Here is a 1509-nt window from a genome sequence, read left to right as displayed (position 1 = left end):
ACGCCCGCCTTTCTCCCCAAATTCTTTACAACTCCTCTTAGGGTGGTGCGCCCCAGGCGCACCCCCTGAACGGTTACATTTTATCAGACGAGAAGTCCAGTCAGAACTTGTCTAAGTTGAAAGATGTTGTAGATGTCTTATCTAATGAACCTGATTTAGTAAGATTTTTCTCGTCGCAAGTAGTGTCACAGCTATCTGACAAGAACTATACCAATGACTTGTCTAGGTTAAAAGAGGTAGTAGATAGGTTTTTAAATGAATCTGACAAGGACAATTTTACTAAATTGCTTCGACAAATTAGCCAAAAATATAGCACAGTTTAGGCAGTAACTTTTGCCCGCGATTCTGGCTATGAGGGAGGCGGAAGGCGATCGCCCACTATTGACTGCTAAAATTAAGGGCGATCGCTTAAAACTAATGATTAATCAGCCGGAGAGCGAATATCAGCAATTCCTACTCAACAAGTAGCGGCTGGCGATTAGAGAAACAAACTAATATCCACGTGGAAAAAATCGGCTAACTTCGTGGCTTCATGTATTTCGATCGCCCTTCTGCTAACAAAAACTTTATCAACCTCTGTTTCCGTTCCCAAAACAGGAATCAAATCAGATTTCTCCAAATTTCTCGCATCCATTAAATGTTGCAACATTGAAGCAGCATTTCCTGCCGGAATCGGATAATTTTCAGATTCAAATTTTTCAATCAGCGTTATCAAAAGCTCCAGAAATAGCTCTTCCTCCAGCGATCGCATAGGGCGGTGTTCCAGTTCGCAAGCGAGAGCGATCGTGGCCTCGTTTTCTGCTTCATTTGCGATCGGTTTTGGTTGATACCGAACAAGTAAATCTGTATAAGATTTTGCATCAAAAGTACGGATCATTTTTCCACTCATCCTTATCATACTCAGCGTGAGTCAGAACATATTTGATGTAGATTCTTTGAGAAACATAAACCCAATCAACAATCAGCCGATATCGATCTCCCTTAATATTAAATACGGTAAAATTTCTGACTGACTCAGCTTTTGGATAAATCTGCTGAACATCAATTAGGTTCAGCCATTCCGCTTTACTTGAAACTCTATACCAGTCATAAAGTGCATCGCAGGAATCGGCATGATTTTCACAGAAATCTCGCAGGATTTTTCTGCTGATAACACGCATTTCACCCTTGTTTTCCAAACTACACCAGATTTTGTTCTGGACTTACGCACTTGTCATATTATAAACATCTGTAAATCCCCAAATGTTCTGGACTTACGCACTTGTCATATTATAAACATCTGTAAATCCCCAAAAAACTAAAGCCCTTTTCCGTTGTTGCGGGAAAAGAGCTTTAGTTTATTATTAACCTGGCACTGAGCTATTTTACCGGGCAGTGACCCGCCGAGTATCTTCGCCATAGCAACGTTTAACAACCGAGTTCGGGATGGATCGGAGTGGTTCCATTACATCATAAGCACCAGGAAAGCTTTGAAAACTTTTAATCCTGTGTCTGCGTTTAGTTTGATGC

At 41.0% G+C, this 1509-nt stretch carries 2 protein-coding genes and 1 rRNA gene; all 3 read right to left on the bottom strand.

Annotated features, from left to right (window positions below; translation table 11 throughout):
• Nucleotides 1-478: 478 nt before the first annotated feature.
• The 3 genes from QUA24_RS14610 to rrf all read right to left on the bottom strand — a co-directional run bounded on the left by QUA24_RS14610 (nucleotide 479) and on the right by rrf (nucleotide 1463).
• A complete protein-coding gene (locus QUA24_RS14610) occupies nucleotides 479-877 on the bottom strand; it encodes a transcriptional regulator (RefSeq protein WP_333230510.1) in 399 nt (132 codons plus the stop codon).
• On the bottom strand, nucleotides 861-1160 hold the full coding sequence (locus QUA24_RS14605; protein ID WP_333230509.1) for a type II toxin-antitoxin system HigB family toxin: 300 nt from the start codon (nucleotides 1158-1160) through the stop codon (nucleotides 861-863). The genes QUA24_RS14610 and QUA24_RS14605 overlap by 17 nt, the downstream gene beginning before the upstream one ends.
• A 186-nt stretch (nucleotides 1161-1346) precedes the next feature.
• Nucleotides 1347-1463: ribosomal RNA gene (gene rrf / locus QUA24_RS14600) — 5S ribosomal RNA — on the bottom strand.
• Between the last annotated feature and the right edge of the window lie 46 nt (nucleotides 1464-1509).

This window comes from Microcoleus sp. Pol12B5 (genome assembly GCF_036701335.1).
Lineage (GTDB): Bacteria > Cyanobacteriota > Cyanobacteriia > Cyanobacteriales > Microcoleaceae > Microcoleus.
Note: the sequence above shows the minus strand (reverse complement) of the source record. Positions and strands in the feature narration are given on the sequence as shown.